The organism is Synechococcus sp. M16.1, assembly GCF_014279895.1.
Classification (GTDB): domain Bacteria; phylum Cyanobacteriota; class Cyanobacteriia; order PCC-6307; family Cyanobiaceae; genus Parasynechococcus.
Genome location: NZ_CP047954.1, coordinates 72919 through 91571 on the forward strand (window position 1 = coordinate 72919; position 18653 = coordinate 91571).

At 57.2% G+C, this 18653-nt stretch carries 14 protein-coding genes and 1 tRNA gene; 4 read left to right on the plus strand and 11 right to left on the minus strand.

Annotated elements, in window-relative coordinates; all coding sequences use genetic code 11:
* Positions 1-52: 52 nt before the first annotated feature.
* Positions 53-508 carry a GNAT family N-acetyltransferase gene (locus tag SynM161_RS00385; RefSeq protein ID WP_115009672.1) on the minus strand — a complete coding sequence of 152 codons (456 nt, stop codon included), beginning with the start codon at positions 506-508 and terminating at the stop codon, positions 53-55.
* Between the two features lie 71 nt (positions 509-579).
* Between SynM161_RS00385 and uvrB the strand changes: the two genes are divergently transcribed.
* The 3 genes from uvrB to SynM161_RS00400 all read left to right on the plus strand — a co-directional run bounded on the left by uvrB (position 580) and on the right by SynM161_RS00400 (position 4385).
* Complete coding sequence (gene uvrB, locus SynM161_RS00390; RefSeq protein WP_186541640.1) at positions 580-2619, plus strand: excinuclease ABC subunit UvrB; 2040 nt, start codon at positions 580-582, stop codon at positions 2617-2619.
* Positions 2620-2750: 131 nt separating this feature from the next.
* Positions 2751-2822 (plus strand) — tRNA-Gly (locus SynM161_RS00395).
* Between the two features lie 234 nt (positions 2823-3056).
* Positions 3057-4385, plus strand: a complete 1329-nt coding sequence (locus tag SynM161_RS00400) for a sugar transferase (protein WP_370593083.1) — start codon at positions 3057-3059, stop codon at positions 4383-4385.
* On the opposite strand, the gene SynM161_RS00405 is transcribed toward SynM161_RS00400, so the two are convergent.
* The 6 genes from SynM161_RS00405 to SynM161_RS00425 form a co-directional block, all read right to left on the minus strand.
* The gene (locus SynM161_RS00405) at positions 4354-5001 is read right to left on the minus strand and encodes a hypothetical protein (protein WP_186541642.1); all 648 of its coding nucleotides are present in this window, start codon (positions 4999-5001) and stop codon (positions 4354-4356) included. The genes SynM161_RS00400 and SynM161_RS00405 overlap by 32 nt on opposite strands.
* A gap of 52 nt (positions 5002-5053) precedes the next feature.
* Entirely contained in the window at positions 5054-6223 is a 1170-nt protein-coding gene (locus tag SynM161_RS00410; RefSeq protein WP_186541643.1) for a calcium-binding protein, read from the minus strand.
* A gap of 112 nt (positions 6224-6335) precedes the next feature.
* Entirely contained in the window at positions 6336-7277 is a 942-nt protein-coding gene (locus SynM161_RS00415) for an HlyD family secretion protein (protein ID WP_255441820.1), read from the minus strand.
* Positions 7278-7316: 39 nt separating this feature from the next.
* Positions 7317-7571 (minus strand): hypothetical protein, encoded by a 255-nt coding sequence (locus SynM161_RS11960; RefSeq protein WP_255441821.1) that lies wholly within the window; start codon positions 7569-7571, stop codon positions 7317-7319.
* Between the two features lies 1 nt (position 7572).
* Positions 7573-10527 carry a peptidase domain-containing ABC transporter gene (locus SynM161_RS00420; protein WP_186541644.1) on the minus strand — a complete coding sequence of 985 codons (2955 nt, stop codon included), beginning with the start codon at positions 10525-10527 and terminating at the stop codon, positions 7573-7575.
* 20 nt (positions 10528-10547) lie between these two features.
* Positions 10548-11261, minus strand: a complete 714-nt coding sequence (locus SynM161_RS00425; RefSeq protein WP_255441822.1) for a peptidylprolyl isomerase — start codon at positions 11259-11261, stop codon at positions 10548-10550.
* Positions 11262-11340: 79 nt separating this feature from the next.
* On the opposite strand from SynM161_RS00425, the gene secA reads away from it, so the two are divergent.
* Positions 11341-14163, plus strand: coding sequence for a preprotein translocase subunit SecA (secA, locus tag SynM161_RS00430; protein WP_186542310.1), 2823 nt, complete (start codon positions 11341-11343; stop codon positions 14161-14163).
* Positions 14164-14181: 18 nt separating this feature from the next.
* On the opposite strand, the gene SynM161_RS00435 is transcribed toward secA, so the two are convergent.
* From SynM161_RS00435 to SynM161_RS00450, 4 genes are all read right to left on the minus strand, one after another.
* Complete coding sequence (locus SynM161_RS00435) at positions 14182-15531, minus strand: ABC transporter ATP-binding protein (RefSeq protein ID WP_186541646.1); 1350 nt, start codon at positions 15529-15531, stop codon at positions 14182-14184.
* Between the two features lie 15 nt (positions 15532-15546).
* Entirely contained in the window at positions 15547-16356 is an 810-nt protein-coding gene (locus SynM161_RS00440; RefSeq protein WP_186541647.1) for an ABC transporter permease, read from the minus strand.
* Between the two features lie 8 nt (positions 16357-16364).
* Positions 16365-17246 (minus strand): hypothetical protein, encoded by an 882-nt coding sequence (locus SynM161_RS00445; protein ID WP_186541648.1) that lies wholly within the window; start codon positions 17244-17246, stop codon positions 16365-16367.
* Positions 17247-17319: 73 nt separating this feature from the next.
* The gene (locus SynM161_RS00450) at positions 17320-18570 is read right to left on the minus strand and encodes a glycosyltransferase (RefSeq protein ID WP_186541649.1); all 1251 of its coding nucleotides are present in this window, start codon (positions 18568-18570) and stop codon (positions 17320-17322) included.
* Between the last annotated feature and the right edge of the window lie 83 nt (positions 18571-18653).

An 18653-nucleotide genomic window follows, 5' to 3' on the forward strand; every position in this document is an offset into this window, starting at 1 on the left:
CGGCTGATCTGACGGATCCGGATCGTACCGGGCCTGACCGGATTGAGATGCCTCAGCGGCGCAGCACCATCAGTTGCTGGGGATTCGCATCCTGGAAGCCGAGTTGCCGGTAGAAGCCGGCGCTCTTGGTGGTCATCAGATACACCCGTTCCACGCCCACCACCGGTGGGGTGTGCAGCAGTTCTTCGATCACCCGGCGGCCGAGGCCGTGGCCTTGCAGATCACCGGCCACCACGATGTCCCAGAGCACGGCCCGGCTGAAGCCATCGGAGGTGGCCCGGCCGAAGCCCACCAGCCGCTTGCCGCGCCAGAGGCTCACCACGGCATCGCTACCGGCCAGTAGGCGCCGCAGCTGAGCAAAGCTTCGGCCACGGGCCCAGAAGGCGTGGCGATCGAACAGCCGTTGCAGTTTGAGCAGCGCCCGGCTGGGGCGCAGATCCGGCCCGAGGCCCAGCCAACGCAGGCCGGGGGCACCGGGGGCATGGTGAACCAGCCGGATCGGGGTCACGGGTGGGGGAGCCGCAGCACTTCATCTTGCTCCCCGGCGATAATTGACGGCCGCCGTCTGGCCCCGCACCCATGCCCGCCTACGACCTCACGGCTCCGTATTCGCCGAAGGGCGACCAGCCGACGGCGATCAAGCAGCTGGTGAAGGGCGTCAACAGCGGTGAGCGCTATCAGACGCTGCTGGGGGCCACGGGCACGGGCAAGACGTTCACGATGGCCAACGTGATCGCCCAGACCGGCCGGCCGGCTCTGGTGCTGGCCCACAACAAAACCCTGGCGGCCCAGCTCTGCAATGAGCTGCGGGAGTTCTTCCCGGAGAACGCCGTTGAGTACTTCATCTCCTATTACGACTACTACCAACCGGAGGCCTACGTACCGGTCAGCGACACCTACATCGCCAAGACGGCGTCGATCAACGAGGAGATCGACATGCTGCGCCACTCGGCGACCCGTTCCTTGTTTGAACGGCGCGACGTGATCGTGGTGGCCTCGATCAGCTGCATCTACGGCCTGGGCATTCCCAGTGAATACCTCAAGGCGGCGGTGAAGTTCGAGGTGGGCGAGACCCTCAACATCCGCAGCCAGCTGCGGGAGCTGGTGAACAACCAATACAGCCGCAACGACACCGAAATCGCCCGCGGCCGTTTCCGGATGAAGGGGGATGTGCTGGAGATCGGCCCGGCCTACGAAGACCGGTTGGTGCGGGTTGAGCTGTTCGGCGACGAGGTGGAGGCGATCCGCTACGTCGACCCCACCACCGGCGAGATCCTCCAGAGCATGGACGCGGTGAACATCTATCCGGCCAAGCACTTTGTGACCCCCAAAGACCGGCTGGATTCGGCCATCAGCGCCATCCGCTCAGAGCTGCGGGAGCGGCTGGATGTGCTCAATGGCGAAGGCAAGTTGCTGGAGGCTCAGCGGCTGGAGCAGCGCACCAAGTACGACCTGGAGATGCTGGGTCAGGTGGGCTACTGCAACGGGGTGGAGAACTATGCCCGCCATCTGGCCGGCCGCGAGGAGGGCACCCCGCCGGAGTGCCTGATCGATTACTTCCCGGATGACTGGCTGCTGATCGTGGACGAGAGCCACGTCACCTGCTCACAGCTGCAGGCGATGTACAACGGCGACCAGGCCCGCAAGAAAGTGCTTATCGAGCACGGCTTCCGCCTGCCCAGTGCGGCGGACAACCGGCCCTTGAAGGGGGCCGAGTTCTGGGAGAAGGCACGCCAAACCGTTTTTGTTTCAGCCACCCCGGGGGACTGGGAGATGGAGGTGAGTGGCGGTGAAGTGGCCGAACAGGTGATTCGCCCCACCGGCGTGCTCGATCCGGTGGTGGAGGTGCGGCCCACTACGGGTCAGGTGGATGATCTGCTCGGAGAGATCCGCGATCGGGCGGCCAAGAACCAGCGGGTGCTGGTCACCACCCTCACCAAGCGCATGGCGGAAGACCTCACCGATTACCTGGCGGAGAACGAGGTGCGGGTGCGCTACCTGCACTCGGAGATCCACTCGATCGAGCGGATCGAGATTATCCAGGATTTGCGCCTTGGGGAATACGACGTGCTGGTGGGGGTGAACCTGCTGCGGGAAGGTCTGGACCTGCCGGAGGTGAGCCTGGTGGCGATCCTCGATGCGGATAAAGAAGGCTTCCTGCGGGCCGAGCGCTCCTTGATCCAGACCATCGGCCGGGCCGCACGTCATGTGGAGGGGGTGGCGCTGCTCTATGCCGACAACATGACCGACTCGATGGCCAAGGCCATCTCCGAAACCGAGCGGCGCCGGGCGATCCAGCAGACCTACAACGAGAAGAACGGCGTGGTGCCGACAGCGGCGGGCAAGAAGGCCAGCAATTCGATCCTTAGCTTCCTGGAGCTGAGCCGCAAGCTCAAGCAGGACGGGCCCGATGCTGATCTGGTGGAGGTGGTGGGCAAGGCCGCCAAGGCTTTGGAGAACGATCCTGATGCCGGGCTGGCGCTGGAGGCGCTGCCGGAGTTGATCGATCAGCTGGAGGCCAAGATGAAGGAGGCGGCCAAGAAGCTCGATTTCGAAGAAGCGGCCAACCTGCGCGACCGGGTCAAACAACTGCGCCAGAAGATGGCGGGGTCGCATTGAGTCGGTTGGGTTGTTTTCATCCCTTGAACCAGCTCCTCACAAGAGCTTCCAGTGTTGTGGTGGATTGACCGTGGGACCCTCTGTAGTGCATGCTGTTGTGGTCGCAAGGGACGTTTCCCAAGTGACGATTTGCGGATGTAGCTCAGTGGTAGAGCATCTCCTTGCCAAGGAGAGGGTCGAGAGTTCGAATCTCTTCATCCGCTTGTAAAAAACAATGAGATTTCAGCCACCGGGTTGTAAATCTCTATCCCCAAGGTTGGTGGTCTGGTTTCGTCCACCATCGTCATATCTGTGCGCTTAGGGCTAATAGAGGCAACAATGCAAGGAAGGTTTGACCAGGTTCTTTTGCGACCAATTCAGTTCTGAGTGTGATTTGTGATGGAATATCGCTGTGATGATCTACTCCATTGATGTGGTTTAAAGATCCCAGAAGCCTGATGTTTGTGGCTGCGGGTCTTGATTTAGCGGGTCAGGTGATCCTGCTCGTTCTTCTCGCTGCCTCGACGAACTGGCTTTCTGTACCCAAGGCGATCCAAACGTTGGCATGGCCTTGGGGTTGGACTGTCTTTTGTTTGTTGCTTTATCCCTCCCTGGGCTGGCTGTTTGGCAGCTACACGGTCTTGCGTTGGCGTCGTATCCCGCAGCTACAGCTGTTGCAACGTGTCTTGCTGACGTGCGTGGCCACGCTTGTTGTTGTGGCAATTGCTCGCTGGGTGATTAATCCGGCCGAAAGCATTTGGCTGCTGCATCGCCGGGTTCAGCTGCTCTGGTTGAGCGGTGTGTTCATCTGGTCGTTGTCGGTGCGAATCGCGCTGCGAAGAGGTTTGGTTCTTCCGGATCCGCCTCAGTTGTTGTTGGTGGCCGATCACCAAGAAGCGCAGGTGATTCAGCAGGCTTGGCGCCGTGTTCCGCAACTGCAGAATTTGCAGTTGCTTGATTTTGGTCTGCTTCAAGAGCACGTATTGGCGACGAATGAGCGCTGTTTGATCACGTTGGGCTCTCAATGGCGGGAGCGAACTCAGCACCTTGGGCTGAGAGAGCAGTTGGATGCATTGGATCCACGCCAGATTCAGGTGATTTCACCAGCGGGCTTATTTGAGCGCCAGCAGGAGCGGTTGCCACCTGTTCTTGTGGGTGAGGGTTGGATGACCTATGACGAAATGCCCTGGGCAGAACCGTTCAGCTTCCAGACGCAGCTCAAGCGTGCCTCTGATGTGGTTCTCGCCTCAGGTTTGCTTCTGATCACCTCACCGCTTCTGGTGTTGGCAATGGCTTGGATTTGGCTGGATGACCCAGGCCCGGTGTTTTATCAGCAAAAACGCTCGGGTTGGATGGGTGATCCGTTCACGGTGTTGAAACTGCGCACGATGCGCGTGCAGCCGGCCCATGCTGCTGCGAGCTGGACGCAAGAGGGCGACCAGCGCATCACGCGCGCAGGCAAGGTCTTGCGTCGGCTCAGGATTGATGAACTGCCGCAGCTGCTTAATGTATTGACAGGAGATATGAGCCTGATCGGGCCACGGCCAGAGCGTCCGGAGTTGGAAGACGCGTTGGAGCGCAACATTCCCCATTACCGCATGCGTCACTGGATGCGACCAGGCCTAAGTGGCTGGGCGCAGGTATGCGCTCCCTATGCCAGCAGTATCGAGGATTCTGATCTCAAGTTGTCTTACGACTTATTTTATCTCAAGCGATTCAGTATTTGGCTGGATCTTGTAATCCTATTCCGTACGATTAAGACCATTTTGAAGGCTTCAGGGCGTTGATCTTAGCTTTAAAGCGCTGAACAGGATTGATTGCTTTGAGGTCGCCATACACTTTCTTCTCCCATGCGCTCCATGCCGGGTTGTTGTTATGTATTCGTTGTAGATCGCGTGCACCAAAAAACTTTTCGATGCTTCTTGCATAAGTATTGGAATTACGTTTTGGAAATCTCAGTTTGGGTGTGCCTTCTGGGAGCAGCGGCCAGACCTGCTGATTGCTGTCAACCTCAAGATTCTCGAGGCGTATAACGCGATCGCATTCAGTGGCTTTGAAATAGTGAATCCAGTAATCGGCCGCAACCCAGGTGCCGCCAAGTCGAAGTGAATAAAACAATCCACTTTTGACTGGCTCGAATGGGAGTTTTAAGCCCATTTTTTTGGTTTTGTGGTGCCAATCACTGAGAAGCCAATTGGTTAATCGGCGGCTCGTTATTATCTTCTCCTTATTGTTTACTATTTCGTTTGAGCCGGCACGCGATTCGGCCGAGTCGTGTTTGCTGTCTTCTTCGTCAGGATCAATCTGAAGTCCTTTGATGTTGAGGCTGCGGAAAAGACTGGCTGTGCTCGTTCCGCCTGTTTTCGGCAAGTGAAGCCAGATGAAAGTAGAGCCTTGAATCATAAAAAAACCCCTCCCAAAGGGAGGGGTGATGGGTGGTTGATTAGCTACTTAATCAACCGAAGAAGGCGGAAGCGCTGGCTGCATTGTCGAAAACAACCAGATCCAAGGCGACGGCAGAGACATCGAATTGGGCATTAGCTGTAGCACCGGCGACCCCCATCGACAACAGAACGTCGTCTCCAGTAGAGCTCAGAACGAACGTTTGCAGCGTGCTGTTGTAGGTGCCGCGAACGAAGTAGGCCTGGTTGTTGGCCATTGTGCCAGCAGTGAGGTCGGCAACCATGCTCTTAGCAGTGCCCAGGGACGTGGTCGTCAGAGTGTCGCCGGTGTCGAATCCGACAACGAGCTCTGCAGTCAGACCCGTCATGGTTCCGCTCTGAGCGAGGATTTGAGCGTCAGTCAGGTCGGAACCTCCGGTGGCACCATCGCCTGCAGCGAGGGTGATCTTGTCAGCACCCTCGCCAAGGCTGATGTAGTCAACACCAGCGTTAGCGTCGATTACGTCAGCGCCGCCACCACCGAAGATGGATTCAGCACCTGTAGAGCCGGTGATGGTGTCAGCACCCTTGTCACCGTAGAACTGGACGTTGCCAACAATGTTGGAAGCAGTGGTGACAGTGGAAACGTTAATAGTGTCTCCCTCAGAACCACCGCGAATGGTTGCGTCCTCAATCAGAGTGTCGCCAGTGGTGGAGAAGGTGTCTGCACCCTTCTGACCATTGAAGAAGAACGTCTTGCTGGTTCCGTCGTCGCCGATCTGAGCGCCAACGCTCAAAGTATCAGCATCCGCGCCACCCACAATTGAAGTGGTGATGGTTGCGTGGGCGGCGGTGAGATTGAAAATGTCCGCGCCTTTGCCGCCGGCGTAACGGTTAGCGCCAGAGGTGGCTGTGGTGGCTGTGGTGAGGAGGAAAGTGTCAACACCGTCTTGGCCGCCAACGGTGATGCCGTCGTCACCAGCGTCGTTGGTGAATGTGTCGGTACCAGCACCCAGGTTGATTGTGCCGCTGGTGAGAGCAGCGCCGCCAGTGTCAACGCTGTCGTTGCCAGCACCCATTCCGATGGTGGCGGAAGTTGTCGCGCCGCCGAAGGTGAGGGTGTCGTTGCCTTCGTAGGAATTGACTGTTACAGCTCTAACTGCTGCAGCAACTGCCCCGGTGTCATTGCCAGAGGTTCCTACAAGAGTAGAAGATGTTGAAAGAGTAGACGTTGTGTAAGCCAAGGCCTTTGCAAAGAAAAAGGGCTACGGCGTGATTTTATGGTCCAATCCCTTGCAGCGCAAGTAGTTTGGACAGTTGGGCTAGTGGATTGTTATCGCCTGCTGACGCGGCTTTTCAAAGCTGACGCAATGAGTCAACTTTATTCTGGAATGTCCCAAGCAGGAGCTGTAGGTAGCTGACCTTTCGCAGTTTGATGTTGGAGTTCAGGCTCATTCCTACCTGCAGCGGGAGCATTTGCCCGCCCTTCAGCATCAACCGCTGGCTATTAAGTTTGATCGTTGCTGGATACCGATAGTCTGGACGGTTGTCTTGTTGGCTTGGGGGAAGTGCATCGGAGCCGATGCTTTTTACTTCTCCTTCTAATACGCCAAAATCAGTAGCTGGAAAGGAATCAATGCTGAGATCTGCAGGCATACCCACTTTTACGAAGCCGATCTGACTACTTGGAATCTCAACCTTTGCTTGGAGAGTGTCATAAGGAACAATTTTCATGACCGTTTCGGTGCTCTGCGCTGCATAACCTTTGCCGCGGGGTTGTAGATCGAAAACAACTCCGTCTACGGGTGAGCGTAAAACCTGGTAGCGGAGATTAACGGATGCTTCGGTTATTTTTGTGTTTAACTCTTCGAGTGCAGCTTTAAGCTGTTGCATTTGTTGTTGTTGATATGCCTCTTGGCGTAAGCGATCCACCCTGACTTGGCTTAGTTTGCCAGCTGTCTCGGTCACAATGTTCATTTGTTTTAAATACTGAAGTTCTGCCGCTGCACCTTGTTCCTCTAGGAACTTGTATCGATCAAGGATTACTTTTTGAAGGTCTAGGTTCTGCATTAGCATCTTCTCTTCCTCTTGGTTGAGGAGAAGATATTGCTTTAATTCCTTCTCCTTCAGGGCTAACTGTTGAGTTTTAAGGCGTTGGCTCTCTTGCAAAGAGTTGAATCGCTGCTGTGTCGTCTCGGCATCCAGCCGCATCACAACCTGACCCGCTTTCACCTCTTCCCCATCTTGCACCAAAATTTCTGAAGCAATGCCACCCACATGCATCTGAATCGCTTGCACAGAGCCCAGTGGTTCCAGTTTCCCTGTCACTGTGACCACTTAATCTGTTTTGGCAATGGCCAACCAGCTCACGGCAAAGGTGGCAGTTCCCATCAGGCTCCAGATGGTGCCTTTGACCCATTTGGATGACTGTTGAATGACTTCGCCCTCATCCTCTCGTTCTTGAAAAAATCGTTCCAAAGCGTCTTGGCTGGATTTAATCAAGTCCCGGAGATTGAAACGATCCCAAGGTTTGTTCGATGAATGCCTCGCTTCAAAGCTCGGTTCAGTTGAAGAGGTCTGGTTTGTGCTCACGTCAACCTGCCTCCTGCTGGCGATACAGAGCGTAGTAGCGCCCTTGCTTGGCCATCAATTCGTCGTGGCTTCCTATTTCCACGATGGCGCCTTGATGCATCATCACGATCATGTCGGCATTGCGCACGGTTGAAAGTCGATGGGTCACAAAAAACACCGTGCAACCTTTGAGTGATTCCCGCAGGTTCTGGCAGACGCGTCGCTCTGTGTCGTAATCCAGAGCGCTTGTGGCTTCATCCATCACCAATAATTTGGGATTGGCAAGAATGGTGCGAGCAATCGCTAGGCGTTGTCGCTGACCACCAGAGAGGTTGGTGCCACGTTCACCCAGTTCGGTGCTGTAACCCGAAGGCAATTCCATGATGAAGTCGTGGGCGCAGGCAACAGCTGCTGCTTTTGCAATTTCCTCTCCGCTTGCATTCGGATCGGTCAAGGCCACGTTTTCGCTCACGCTTCCCGAAAACAACAAAGGCTCCTGAGGAACTATTCCGATTTGGCGACGAAGTGAATACAGCTCGACCTTGTCGATGTCGTAACCATCGATCAGGATACGACCGTTTTCTGGTGAGTAGAGGCGAGGCAGCAGTTTCATCAGTGTGCTTTTGCCACTTCCGCTCTGACCAACCACCCCAACAAAAGTTCCAGGGGGAATGAAGAGATTGATGTTTTTAAGCACCTGCGGTTTGTCGGCACCAAAACGGAATTGCAGGTCTTCAAAGGTCACTGACCCGCAGATGGGTGGAAGATGGATCTTGCCTTGATCCAGTTCCGTTGATTCTTCTGGGGTATCGACGATGTCGGCGAGGCGCTCAAAGCTCACTCGCAATTCCTGGATGCGCTGCCAGATCGTCGACAGCCGCAACAACGGTTGGGTCACATAACCACTGATGATCCGGAAGGCAATCAACTGACCGAGGGTGAGCTCACCGTTGAGCACCAGGCTGGCGCCCACCCAGAGGACCATCAGCTGTGAAAGTTTTTGAAAAACCTGACCGGTTTGGTTCAAAGCTGTGCCGGTTACAGTTTTTTCAAAAGTTCGGTTGATGTATTTGGCGTAACGTTCTTGCCATTTCCAACGGCTCACAATTTCTACGTTCTGCGCTTTCACCGTTTGAATGCCGGTGAGCACTTCGATCAGGTGGGATTGAGTGCTTGCGTTTTCTTCAGCAGCTTGGCGGAACTGCCGTCTGAACAGCGGTGCCCCAACCAGGGTGATGGCCACCTGAATTGGCACAACGATTAGTGCGATCAAGGTGAGCACCCAGCTGTAAAGGGCCATCACCAAGATGTAGATCACCGAAAACGCAGCATCGATGATGGTGGTGAGAGCTTCACCGGTGAGGAAATTGCGGATCTTTTCCAGCTCGGCAATGCGTGTGCCCAGTTCACCCACAGGCCTGCGGTCGAAGTAACCGACTGGCAGACGCAACAGGTGGTCTATGACCTCTGCGCCAAGGCGCATGTCAATTCTGTTGGTGGTATCTGCAAACAGGAAGGTCCTCAAGCTTCCTAATATGCCCTCAAAAACGGTGACCGCCACGAGGGCGATTCCCAACACTTGCAATGTGTCGAGGCTCCGCTGGGAAATCACCTTGTCGATGATCACTTGAATTAGCAGTGGGTTGGCTAGCGTGAACAGCTGCACCACAAACGATGAGCCCAGCACCATCAGCAAGGTGGAGCGGTATCGCTGGATAGCTGGCAGGAACCAGCCGAAATTGAATTTGTCGTTGGGGGTGGCACTGGTGCGATCCACCAAGATCACCTCAAAGCCATCCGGAGCCTGTTTGGCGATTACCTCCGGGGCAAGCTCAAGCCAACCCAGACGGGGGTGCGCAACCAGCAGGCCATTGGAATCACTGCGTACCGCAACACCGAAGCTATCGCCCCATGCGATCAGGCAGGGCACATTCATCCGCGTGCACAGACTTGCCGGCACCCTGGCGCCGGAGGCATGGAGTCCCATCCCGGCAGCAAGTTGGCCAAGCATGGGCAGATTGGGTTGCTTGCCCCGCCGCAGTGCATCGCGGATGGTTTTCTCCAGCGCATCCCGACGGAAGGGCAGTCCCATCACCTCGGCAAGCATGCGGAAGCAAGCCAAACTCTCCTGAAGCGCACCGTTTCCGGTGATCAGCGTCAATGTTGTTCGTGGATCTTTGCCAGTCAGGTTGAGGCTGGAACGGCTCGTTAGTTGGCTGATGCCATTGGCTTCTATTGCCGGTTCGTCCTGCTCTTTGCTTTGGGTTTGGCTGGTTTCGGAGGTATTTTTCCCGGCCCGGATTTGATCCACAACGGCGCGCGGCAGACTTAGAAGTCTTAAAGCGAAGGTTCCTTCGCTTCGCGGCAAACCATCAGCTGTTTCAAGCTCAGAATTGAGTGCGGCGCTGCTGTTGGCACTGGCCACAAAGGCCTGCTGTGTCTCATTGAGCGATTGGACGGCATCGGCTGTTGCTTCCAGGGCTTGGGCCGTGGGCATCACCTTGCTCAGCACATCCAGAAGACCAAATGGGGCCCGTTCGCTCTGGTTGAGCAAAGTGTTGATCAGGCTGGCTACCTCTGCTGGGAAGACGGTGCTATCGCACCAAGTACGGAAGCTGGTCTCACTGTTGTAGAGATCAGCGATCAGCGTGTCAGGCAAGGCCCATGCCTCAACGGCCGTGGCAGCACTCACCTCTTCACAGCCCTCGGCGCGGAGTAGAGAGGGCAGGCCCACGAGATTGCCAGGGCCGAGCACAGCCAGGGTGTTGAGCTGACCATTGTGGTTTCCAAGCAACCGAGCCTTGCCGCTAAGGAGCAACAGAATCCGGTTTGGAATGATCGAATGATCGCTAAGTGCATGGCCGATGCTGAAGCGAACCAGGCTGCCCTCGGTTTTGATCCGCTCTAACCCCGCCTCTGAACAGGTCTTAAACGCCGGGATGCTGGCGATGGCATCGAGTTGGGCGAAAACTGTCATGCAGGTGAGATTCCGCCAACTCAGGAGAGTCGCCGGATCTTACAGAGAACCCCCTCTCGAATCCACTCCTGAAAAAGTTCCTGGGCCATACGTTGTGCAGTGCCCTCATCAAAGCGAGCTGCCTCGTAGCGCTCCAGCCGGGCCACAAGCCACCAGTCTTCGATTCGGAAGGGTTCCAGCAGTTGGCCAGGCTGGCTGGTGCGCAGCCGTTCGCTCAGGGCCGGATGGGCATGGTTCAGGGGCACGGGTCCCACGATGCCTTTCGTTTTCGCTTCCCGGCCCTGGCTGTGTTCAGCAGCTAGGTCGGCGAAGTTTGCTTCCCGGCCGGCGATTCGCAGATACAACTCCCGTGCCAGGAAGCCGTCGCGCACGCGCAATAGGCTGTACACCACACTGTCGAGCTGCTCTTTTTTGGCTAAGAAGCGTGCTTCAGCTTTGTGCTGGAACTGTGCCCAGCTGTGCTGCTGCACCCTCGCCGGCAGCTCTAGCTGCCAATGCAGGGCCTCCGCGTCCAGGCCGCGGGCCTGCAGGTGGCTCGCCAGCTGCTCGTCGTTCTCGATCTTGTGATTGCTGAGGTAGCCGTTCCAGAGCTGGTCACACTGTTCTTCACTCAACGCCACGCCCCCGACCGCCTCAGCCACTACCTCGGCCTTGATCAGAGCTGACAGCAGATTGTGATGGCGCAGCAGTGCCAGCGCCTCGGGGGCCAGGTCTTCAATAGATAACTCGGGCATGCGGCTTGACATCCGCTCCTCAATCTATGGCTCACTTTTGCTCGGTAGTCTGGTCGAAGTGCGCAACGCCAGAATCTCCATGCTCAAGCTCCTGCTGGGTGATCCCAATGCCCGCAAGCTGAAGCGCTACCAGCCGATTGTTTCCGACATCAATCTGCTGGAAGAGGAGATCGTTCCCCTGAGTGACGATCAGCTGCGCGCAAGGACCAAGAGGTTTCAGGAGCAGCTGGCTTGCGCAGGCTCTCTTGATAATCAGCGCCCGATCCTGAATGAGATTTTGCCCGAGGCCTTTGCTGTGGTTCGCGAGGCGGCCAAGCGGGTGCTGGGCATGCGTCATTTCGATGTGCAGCTGATCGGCGGCATGGTGCTGCACGAGGGCCAGATCGCTGAGATGAAAACCGGCGAGGGCAAAACCCTGGTCGCTACCCTGCCGAGCTACCTCAACGCTCTCACCGGCCGCGGGGTTCATGTGGTGACGGTGAACGACTATCTCGCACGCCGAGATGCCGAGTGGATGGGCCAGGTGCACCGTTTCCTCGGCCTAACCGTGGGCTTGATTCAGCAGGACATGCGCCCGGAGGAGCGCCGGCGCAATTACAACTGCGATATCACCTACGCCACCAACTCAGAGCTGGGCTTCGACTATTTGCGGGACAACATGGCCGCAGACATCAGTGAGGTGGTGCAGCGCGAGTTCCAATACTGCGTGATCGACGAGGTGGATTCGATCCTGATCGACGAAGCCCGAACCCCCCTGATCATTTCCGGTCAGGTGGAACGGCCCCAGGAGAAATACCAGCAGGCGGCAGAAGTGGCCAATGCCCTGGCCCGCGCTGCCGAGCTGGGCAAAGACGGCATTGATCCGGAAGGTGATTACGAGGTGGATGAAAAGCAGCGCAGCTGCACCCTCACCGATGAGGGCTTCGCCAAGGCCGAGCAGATGCTGGGGGTGGGGGATCTGTTCAACCCCCAGGATCCTTGGGCCCACTACATCACCAACGCCCTCAAGGCCAAGGAGCTGTTCGTCAAGGATGTGAATTACATCGTCCGCGATGGTGAGGCGGTGATCGTGGATGAGTTCACCGGCCGGGTGATGCCGGGCCGCCGATGGAGTGACGGCCAGCACCAGGCAATTGAGGCCAAAGAGGCATTACCGATCCAAGCGGAAACGCAGACCCTCGCTTCGATCACCTATCAGAACTTCTTTCTGCTGTATCCCCGTCTGGCTGGCATGACCGGTACGGCCAAAACGGAAGAGGTGGAATTCGAGAAGACCTACAAACTCGAAACCACGATCGTTCCCACCAACCGGGTGCGGGCCCGCCAGGACTGGGCCGATCAGGTGTACAAAACCGAAGCTGCCAAGTGGCGGGCTGTGGCCAACGAAACCGCTGAGATTCACAAGAACGGTCGGCCGGTGCTGGTGGGTACTACCTCCGTGGAGAAGAGCGAGCTGTTGAGTTCGCTGTTGGCGGAGCAGGAGATTCCCCACAACCTGCTCAATGCCAAGCCGGAAAACGTGGAGCGGGAATCCGAGATCGTGGCCCAGGCGGGTCGCGCTGGTGCCGTGACCATTGCCACCAACATGGCGGGCCGAGGTACCGACATCATCCTTGGTGGCAACAGCGATTACATGGCCCGCTTGAAGTTGCGGGAGGTGCTGCTGGGCCGTTTGGTGAAGCCTGAGGACGACCACAAGCCGCCGGTGCCCTTGCAGCGCAGTGCTGCGGGTGGATTTGCTGATGCTGCTGCGCCTTCTCTACCCCGCAGCGGTGAGAGCCTCTACCCCTGCTCCCTCACCGACGACACTGATCAGGCTCTCGGCCAGTTGGCTCGTGATCTGGTCAAGGCCTGGGGCGACCGTGCCCTCACGGTGATTGAGTTGGAGGAACGCATCGCCACCGCCGCTGAAAAAGCTCCCACCGAAGACCCCCAGATTCAGGCGTTGCGCGAAGCGATCGCCCGGGTGAAAGTGGAATATGACGCTGTGGTGAAGCAGGAGGAAGCCCGCGTGCGCGAGGCCGGTGGTTTGCATGTGATCGGCACCGAACGGCATGAGTCCCGCCGGGTGGACAACCAGTTGCGGGGCCGGGCTGGCCGCCAGGGCGACCCGGGCTCCACCCGCTTTTTCCTTTCTTTGGGCGACAACCTGCTGCGCATCTTCGGGGGTGATCGTGTTGCCGGCTTGATGAATGCCTTCCGCGTGGAGGAAGACATGCCGATCGAATCCGGCATGCTCACCCGTTCGCTGGAGGGGGCCCAGAAGAAGGTGGAGACCTATTACTACGACATCCGCAAGCAGGTGTTCGAGTACGACGAGGTGATGAACAACCAGCGCAGGGCCGTGTATTCCGAACGCCGGCGGGTGTTGGATGGTCGCGCCCTTAAGAAACAGGTGATCGGCTACGGCGAACGCACCATGGGCGAGATCGTGGAGGCTTATGTGAATCCTGATCTGCCGCCTGAGGAATGGGATCTGGGCCAGCTGGTGGGCAAGGTGAAGGAGTTCATCTACCTGCTGGAGGATCTCACCCCTGATCAGGTGCAGGGCCTCGGCATGGATGAACTCAAGGCCTTCCTGCAGGAGCAACTGCGCAACGCCTACGACCTCAAGGAGGGCCAGATCGAACAGCAGCGTCCGGGGCTGATGCGGGAGGCCGAGCGTTTCTTCATCCTTCAGCAGATCGATACCCTCTGGAGGGAACACCTGCAGGCGATGGATGCCCTGCGCGAATCGGTGGGCCTGCGCGGTTACGGCCAGAAGGATCCGCTGATCGAATACAAGAACGAGGGCTACGACATGTTCCTCGAGATGATGACCAACATGCGCCGCAACGTGATCTATTCGATGTTCATGTTCCAGCCTGCTCAGTCACAGCCGGTCACGAACACAGTCTCCTGAGCGGAGATTTTTTGTTTGTTAGTTGTCAGTTTCCTTTAATCCAGTCAGCTCAGGGGTTGTGCTTGTTAAATCCACAATCCCGAAACCGTAGTTTGTTGTCCTAGGGAGAAGAACTCTCAGCAAATACCCATCCACGAGTCGGTGGAGATAAATTTTTTCAGGACAATTCCATGCACCGGCATTGAGAAAGTAGAGCCCAGCCTGCAGCCGGCCATCGAAGTGGAAACGACAGCCGAAGCTCTTGCCGGAACGGATGGGCGGTAGGCACTGACCAAGCTCGGGGAAGCGTTGGCCGGTAATCACCTGGCCTGATTTGTCGGTGAGGCTGCAGGCCAGTTCAAGATTGCTGATGTCTTCATCGGCATGATATTTCAGCTCAACGCAGAACCCTTCGCCTTGGTGCAGCATGTTGCAGCGTTCACCGTGGGTGTCGAGGATCTGGATCGACTCAATTCGGAGCCCTCTGCTGGGATAGGCAAGTGTGCTTTCAGGTTTCAAGGTTGGGTCGTAGCCACTGCAATTTGCCGCAGGCGATGTTGCTTCCAGATTTCTTGGTTTTCTCGCGAGGTGAGGTGATTCTGATTCCAGCTTCTGGAACAGGCTCTGGGCCTGGTCGCGCCAGCCCTCCGGGCTGCTGTTGATCAGTCGTTGATAGATGGTGGTGATGCTTTTGGGTCGGCCAAGAAATTCCAGCTGGCCTCTGTGTAGCAGCATGGCCTGATCGCAGTGCTGCAGGATCTGGCCGCAGTTGTGCGTCACCAACAGGATGGAGGTGCCATTGGCCTTGAGCGTCTCCAGGTGCTTAAAGCACTTGCGTTGGAAGAATTCATCGCCGACGGCCAGCGCTTCATCCACCACCAGCACATCCGGCTGAATGTTGGCTTGCACAGCAAAGGCCAGCCGCAGCGCCATGCCACTGGAGTAAGTCTTCACCGGTTGGTGAACGAAGTCACCAATGTCGGCAAAGGTAAGGATGGCGTCCAGGTTGGCGTCCGTCTCCTCCTGGCTCAGACCCAGCAGCGCCGCATTGAGATAGATGTTCTCGAGGCCGGTGAACTCCGGGTTGAACCCGCTGCCCAATTCAAGCAGTGCCGCCACCCGCCCTTCGATCGCCACGCTGCCGCTGGTGGGAGTGAGCGTGCCGCAGAGCAGTTGCAGCAGCGTGCTCTTGCCGGAGCCGTTGCGGCCCACCACACCCATAGTTTGCCCCGCTTTCAAGGCGAAGCTCACATCCCTCAGGGCCCAGAACGGTTCATAGAAGTTGCGCTTTCCGCGCCACAAACCCTGAGCGAGGCGAGCGCGCGGTGAAGGAAACACGCGATAGCACTTGCTGAGCTGCTGGGCTTGGATTGTGATCGGGTCAGCCATGGTTCAGATCTCCGTTCACATCACATCGGCAAAGCCGCGGCGTGCTTCCTGGAAGAGCCGGAAGCACAGTTCACACAGCACAACGCTGAGAGGCAAACCCAGGCAGAGATACAACGGAGACGGCCCTTGCCCACTCACCAGCACGGCCCGTGTTTCCTCGATCACCAGCACCAGCGGATTCAACCCCAGCACGGGTTGCCAGCGTTCGGGTAGGGCCGAAACCGGATAAAAAATCGCACTTAAGAACATCAACACACTCAAACCCACATTCACCAGCTGCGGCAGGTCACGCAGGTAGACGCCCAGCGCTGAAAGCAACCAGCACAGCCCGAGGCATCCGAGCAGCAGGGGCAGCCACACCACCGGCAGCCAAAGCGCAGTGAGCGGAATGGATCCTTGCGCGATCAGCTCGAACAGCCCTAACACCACCAAACTGGTGCAGGCATGAAACGCAGCCGCTCCCACGGCCACGGCACTAAGCAGCTCGAGCGGGAAGATCACCTTGGTGACGTAGCTCGGTTGGCTCAACACCAGGGTGGGTGCTTTGCCGATGCATTCCGCGAACAGGCTGTAAACGATCAAGCCCGCGAACAGGTTGATGGCAAAGCCAATCGGCCCCGCCTCCTGCAGGTCGGGCCAGCGTGCTTTGAACACCGTGGAGAACACGAAGGTGTATACCGCAAGCATCAGCAGCGGGTTGAGCAGGGTCCAGCCCCAGCCCAGCAACGATCCCCGGTAGCGGGAGGCGACTTCGCGTTCGGTGAGCCGCCAGAGGATGGTGGGATTGCGGGTGAGGGCGCCGAAAGCCTTGAGTGATCGCTGCATGGGAACTCTCATCCGGCCTTGTGGGGAAAGCTGTTCAGATAGCTGCGGAAGGAGGGATGGCCATGCTCCACCTGCAGGAATCGCCAATGCTCCAGGCTGGGCTTCATCACCGGATAGCGATGCAGCACAGTGAGGGTGGCGGCGGTTTCCAGCGGTCCTACGAACCCTTCACGCGGCAGGGGTTGCTGACTGAGCTCTTCGGCTTGTTGGGCACTCACCACGAAACATCCGGAATGGGGGTTGTCAGTGAGATCGAAGTGCACGGGTTCTTTTCCTCCGTACAGCCCTTGAGCGGCATTGGCTTGCGGCTGCATGAAGCGGCCAATGAACTGGGGAGCAAGGGGGCCATCGACGAGCAATTGATGAATTCCCGCCTGATGCACGGGTTCATAGCGGTGGGGCATCAATGAAAAACGATGCTCGGTTTTCTCAAGAAACCAGCGTTGCTTGTCGAAGAAGGCAGGGTCGTGGATCACCAGATCGTCTTCCAGATACATCAGCAGGTCGGCTCCGGCACGGTTGGCGATCAGGTGATCACGGCAGGCCAGGGGCAGCTCCCGGGGATTGTCGGGTTGCAGCTGAACCACCTCGATCCGCGGGCCGAAGAGGTCCAACACCTGAGTCAGCTGGTGTTCGCCATCCGTGCACACACTGATCTGCAGCTCGAGTGGCGGCAGATTGGCTGGAGCATGGTCGATCCGCTTCTCATGGATATTGAGAACAGTGATCTCCGCTTGGCGTTGCAGCCCGAGCAGACTGTGCAAGCAACGGTTCAGGGCTAAGGAACGCTGAAACTGACCTCCTGCTCTCAGTGAGCCGTAGCCATGGGGATTGGCGGATGGGTCAGATGCGTCCCGGGTGTAGTGGGGAATGCAGACGTGAACGCGCATGACTCGTTGGGAGTGCAGATCTAGGCGTTCTCGCCGAGAAGCGTAGAAGCGTACCCCTGTTTTTCCTCTCGGCTCACAAGCCAATGGCTTTGGATGCCACCAGATCGATCAGGTTCAGCTGGCGCGGCAGACAGCGTTCGAGGCTGTAGTGCTCCGTAGCGTCCCGATGGGCCTGCTGGCCCAGTTTTTGAGCCAGTGGGCGGTCTTCGAGCAGTCTGCTTACTTGCTCGGCGATGGCTTGAGGGTTGAAGAAATCCACCAACAGGCCGTTGTGTTCGTGCTGCAGCACTTCCATCACGGGTGCGGTCGCTGAACCCACAACGGCACAACCGATGCTCATCGCCTCCAGCAAGCTCCAGCTGAGCACGAAGGGGTAGGTGAGATACACGTGCGCTTTGCTGAGCTGCAGCAGGGTCAGAAAGCGGTCGTAATCGATGCGCCCCACGAAATGCACCCGCGAAGGGTCGTATTGGCCGTCGATTTCTGCCAGAAAAAGATCACACCACTCGCCATCGTCACAGGCTTTGCCGTAGCTGATCCCTTCCCTTTCGCCCACAATCACGATCCTGGCCTCGGGTTGAAGCTCCTGGATCCGCGGAATGGCGCGGATGAAGGAGTGGCAACCGCGATAGGGCTCGATATGGCGATTTACAAAGGTGATGAGTTGGTCAGCATTCGTCAGAGTCAGCTCTTCGTCGATCGCAAAGGCGAGTTTTTTGGGGTGTTTGGCTGGTCTGGCCCGGTTGGAGATCCCATCGTGAATCACAGAAAAGCGATGGTGAAAACGTTCCGGATAAGAGCTTTTCTGGAAGGCTGTTGGACTGATGTTCCAGGTGGCGTGATCAAGATTCAGCAGGGTATTCGCGTTCTTGAAATGAATCCGGCCTGAGTTCAGCCAATCATTGTCATCAGGTTGGAGTTCGCGATCAAAGGCGCAATCAAATCCATTTACGTTGTAGCAAAACTCCTGATACATCAATATGGGTGCATCAGGCCAGATGAACGGTAAAAAGAGAAGCTCGCCCCAGCCGGGATGGCCGCAGATGATGTCTGGCGTGAAGCCTTTTTGTTTCAGTTGTTGGCAGAGTTCTGCGCAGGCTTCGGCCCGGATCGCCTTCGTTTCGGCATCGACAACCAGAGGATGGGTGTCGTTGCCATTTCCTCTTTTGGGTTGATAAATGCAATGGTGATAACCCTTCGTTTTGGGGATGCTGCTTTCACGCATTCCTACGGAAACTATCGTGTTGCCAGGTTGCTTGAGCAGTTGCTGGCAGATATGAACGTATTGACCTGGAAAGGCTTGGTGAACAAACAGAATATTCATGCGTTGGCGTTGAAGCGGCAGGGCTTGGTCCGTGTCTTGCTCGGGTGAAGATCGAGCTCAGCAGACGTGAGCCGAGCTGGACG